Below are 3,702 nucleotides of genomic sequence, written 5' to 3'. Positions count from 1 at the left end.
GCCCACGCCAGCCCGCCACCGCCGTGCCGATACGGCCCGCCTGCCCGACACCGGCCCGCACCCGCCCAGCCCCTACCGCCTGTGCGCGGCGGGCTTCCGGGTCCGGCCCAGGGCGGTGTCCAGCCAGCCCGCTACGGTGTCCTCCCAGTGCTCGGGATCCACGTTGTACTCGCGGGTGTGCCCGCCCTGCTGGAAGCGGACAAACGTCACAAGCTCAGGATTTTTCTCAGCCAGGTCCGCCGACGGGCCAACGGGCACAAACTCATCCCGCTCGCTGTGCACGATCAGCACCGGAGTCCGAATCTCCTCGGCGCGGGAGACCCAATCCATGCTCTTGAGATCCAAGGGAGCCGCGAGCCCGGTGAGGGTCCGCCCCGCAGCATTGGAGATCAGCCACTGCCCGAGCCTTCCAACCTGCGCAGGAATCCGGTTCAACCGGGCGTGGTGGGCCAGCACCTCAACCCAGTTCACCACCGGACCGTCCAGCACCAGGGCACGGATGTACTTGCCCAGCGAGGACTTATCCGCCGCCTGCAGTGCAATGGCTCCGCCCATGGACCAGCCGAACAGCACAACGTCGCGGGCACCGTTGTCGAGCGCGTAGCGGATGGCGGCTTCGACGTCGCGCCATTCCGTGAGTCCCAGCCCATACCGCCCGTCGGCGGCGTACGGAGCTTCGCCGTCGTTGCGGTAGGAAATCAGCAGGCTCGTCATCCCGGCCCGGCGCGCGGCACCGAGGCCCCGGATCGTTTCGGTGCGCTGGGCTCCCCTGCCGTGGACCATGATCGCCCAGGTGTCCGAACCATCGAGGGAGCGCACCAGCCACGCTGGCGCCTTCCCATTCTCGACGTCGATTTCCACGTCCTCCTGCGGAAAACCGGCGTCCGACGGCGTGGGATGGATGGTGCCGGACCACCAGCCGCGCACGGCGGTGGCGAGGTTCCCGGCATACACCCGCTCGACGTCGCGCTGCACGGTCCCTTCCCGCGGCACGTAGGAACGGATCGCCCCGATCCGCGCGTGCCCGGCACCACCGTCGAAGAACAGGCTGTACGTGCCTTCGACAGTCGTGTCCTCATTTGCCGGGAGAATGATCTGCGGCCCGTCCGGGGAATCGATGACGGCGAGGATTTCCAGGTCCGCGTCCCGGACCCGGCGCGGAGTCACGACCTGCCGGGCGAAATAGACCGCTAGGCCCGACGTCGCCGCCAGCACAGCAGTGGAGGCCGCGGCGCCCACGCCCGCACCGAAGGCCGTCCATTTAACCCATGGAGCACTCAGGGCAGCGGCGGTTTCCTCGGGCACTTCGGAAGGAGAGAGAAGCATGCCTTCATTGTGACCGACTTTGCCCCCAAGCATGGAAAAGCCCTTGCCACAGGCGGTTCCTTTTCCCACTCGGGGCGCGGGGACTAGGCTGGCCGCATGAATGCGACGATCGTGGTGCTGACCGAAGAAGTCCTGAACGAAGCCGATGCCCGGAACCTCGGCTATCTGGCGGAGAACAATCCGGTGCGCTTCGAGATACTGGTTCCCGCCGACCCGGGCCGGAACATGCTGGTGGACGTCCTGGACAATCTAAGCCTGCTCGACTTTGCCGCCGCTTTCCGGAACGTTGTTGGGCCGCATCCCTCCCCCAAGCAGGAGGTCAAAGCCGCAGAGCAGGAACTCGCCGAATCCCTGGACCTGCTGCGGGGGCTGGGGTTCGACGCCGATGGCCGGGTGACCGGCGAAAATCCGGTTGAAGCGGTGGTTGAGGCTGCGAAGGGATCGGATGCCCAGCAGGTCGTGGTCATCACCACCCCGCACGCGGTTGAAGACACGTTCCGCACGGACTGGGCGAACGAGGCGCAGGACAGGCTTGGTGTTCCGGTGCTGCATCTGTACTCCGGGTCGGGATTCATCGGCGACTCCTAGTCTCCGAAGGGGCATTCAGCCGGGCCCGGGATTTATTGGCGGCCCCTGAACGTTGGGCCGAATATGAGCGATACAGGAATCAATATGGATGGAATTAACCCGGAAGGCGGCGCCCCACAGATCCCGGTGCAGAAATCTGATGAGGAGTGGCGCAGCGAGCTGACGCCGGCGGAGTACCAGGTGCTGCGGCAGGCAGGCACCGAACGGCCGTATACCGGCGAATACTGGGACACCAAGACCGAAGGCGTCTATGAATGCCGGGCCTGCGGTGCGGAACTGTTCACCAGTAATGAGAAGTTCGACTCCCACTGCGGGTGGCCGTCTTTCTTCGCACCCCTGGCCGAAGGCACGGTCCGGTACCTGCACGACCGCAGCATGGGCATGGACCGCATCGAGGTGCGGTGCGCGAACTGCGACTCCCACATGGGACACCTCTTTGAGGGCGAAGGTTTCAACACCCCCACGGACCAGCGGTTCTGCATCAACTCGGTTTCCGTCCGGCTGGTCCCCAAGGACAGCGGGTCACCGCAGTAGCCGGAACCCGGTATCAACCAGGCCGGCAGGGCTGTTAGCCACCGGCCATTGTGCACCCCTCGAAGCCCGCCGTACCCTCGAATATCCGGTCTTTAATCGTTTCCGGTTCAGCGTACGGCGGGCTTTCCCGTTTGCCGCGCGGGGCCGGCCCCAGCCTGGGAGCCTCAATGGGAACTGACCAGTACCATGAACCGCCGTCGGAGTTGTCAGCTGATACACGGACCTTCGCCAGGATGTGCGCCAGCCTCAGCGAAGAAGCAGAAGCGATCGGCTGGTATGTCCAGCGGATCTCGGTGGAACCTGACGAGGTTGCCCGGGACATCATGAAGGACTCACTCGGTGAGGAGTTCAAGCACTTCTCCATGGAACTGGAGTTCCTGCTGCGAAGAACCCCTCAGTGGCGTGAAATTGCCCAGGGCATCCTCTTTACCGACGGGGACATCGTGGAACACGGCGAGGCGTCCGAAGCGGCAGCCGGGGAGGACTGATGGCCTCCCGCGCGGAGCCGGATCCCACAGGGCAGGAACCCAAGCGGAAGAACCCCGCCGTTTCCGAAGGCACGTAAGCCATGGCCCGCCCAAACATCCTGGACCGGTTCCGGCCGGTCGGTGCGCCCGGCCCCTCGGGTCCGGCCGGTGTTCCCTCCGCGGACGTTGAAGGCGCCGACGCCGAACTGCTTCCCGTTTTTGAGGCCCTCCAACCCGACACCGAAGCCGCCCGCAGACACCTGGAAGAAGCCTCCGAACAGGCACGGACGCTGCTGGCCGAGACCCGCCGCCAGGCCGACGCGGACGTAGCGCAGGCACGGCTGGATTCCGCTGCGGTCCGTGCCCGGGCCGCCGAACAGGTTTCCCGGGAGGCAGCCGCGCAGGACCAGGAACTGCTGGACCGGGCGCAGCAGCGGGCAGACGGGATCAGTGCCGCGGCCGCCGGCAAGCTGCCGCCCCTCGCGCGGAAAATCGCCGCTTCGGTGGTGGAGGACTATCTGGGAGCCGGGGGCGGACCATGAGATCCGACTGGGTCGCAGCAACTGTCCGCGCCAAAGCGATGGCACGACGGCGGGCGGGCGCCGGCCTGTGCCGTGAGGCCGCGGCGTTACCGACGCTCGAGCAGGCCCTTGCCGTGTTCGCCCGGACTTCCTACGGGGACGGGCTGGCCGCTGCAACCGGGCTGGCCGGACCAAATGAAATGCCCGGAGCCACTGGGCTGGCCGGGGCAACCGGAATGCCCGGAGCCACTGGGCTGGCCGGGCCC

At 66.6% G+C, this 3,702-nt stretch carries 5 protein-coding genes and 1 pseudogene; 5 read left to right on the top strand and 1 reads right to left on the bottom strand.

Annotated elements, in window-relative coordinates:
* Positions 1-72 precede the first annotated feature (72 nt).
* Entirely contained in the window at positions 73-1,326 is a 1,254-nt protein-coding gene (locus tag RTN46_RS16615) for an alpha/beta fold hydrolase (protein WP_312183064.1), read from the bottom strand.
* A gap of 96 nt (positions 1,327-1,422) precedes the next feature.
* Here RTN46_RS16615 and RTN46_RS16610 point away from each other — a divergent pair, with 96 nt between their 5' ends.
* From RTN46_RS16610 to RTN46_RS16590, 5 genes and pseudogenes are all read left to right on the top strand, one after another.
* Positions 1,423-1,914, top strand: a complete 492-nt coding sequence (locus tag RTN46_RS16610; RefSeq protein WP_312183062.1) for a hypothetical protein — start codon at positions 1,423-1,425, stop codon at positions 1,912-1,914.
* An 84-nt stretch (positions 1,915-1,998) separates the two neighbouring features.
* Positions 1,999-2,448: a peptide-methionine (R)-S-oxide reductase MsrB gene (gene msrB, locus RTN46_RS16605; RefSeq protein WP_312183060.1), complete on the top strand. Its 450-nt coding sequence runs from the start codon at positions 1,999-2,001 to the stop codon at positions 2,446-2,448.
* 167 nt (positions 2,449-2,615) lie between these two features.
* Positions 2,616-2,936, top strand: coding sequence for a hypothetical protein (locus tag RTN46_RS16600; RefSeq protein ID WP_312183059.1), 321 nt, complete (start codon positions 2,616-2,618; stop codon positions 2,934-2,936).
* A gap of 80 nt (positions 2,937-3,016) precedes the next feature.
* Positions 3,017-3,457, top strand: coding sequence for a hypothetical protein (locus RTN46_RS16595; protein ID WP_312183057.1), 441 nt, complete (start codon positions 3,017-3,019; stop codon positions 3,455-3,457).
* Positions 3,454-3,702: pseudogene (locus RTN46_RS16590) on the top strand (hypothetical protein); the annotation flags it as partial. The gene RTN46_RS16595 and the pseudogene RTN46_RS16590, both read left to right, overlap by 4 nt.

This window comes from Arthrobacter sp., from assembly GCF_031988865.1.
GTDB lineage: Bacteria > Actinomycetota > Actinomycetes > Actinomycetales > Micrococcaceae > Arthrobacter_B.
The sequence above is the reverse complement of the archived record's forward strand: the minus strand, read 5'-3'. Positions and strand labels throughout refer to the sequence as shown.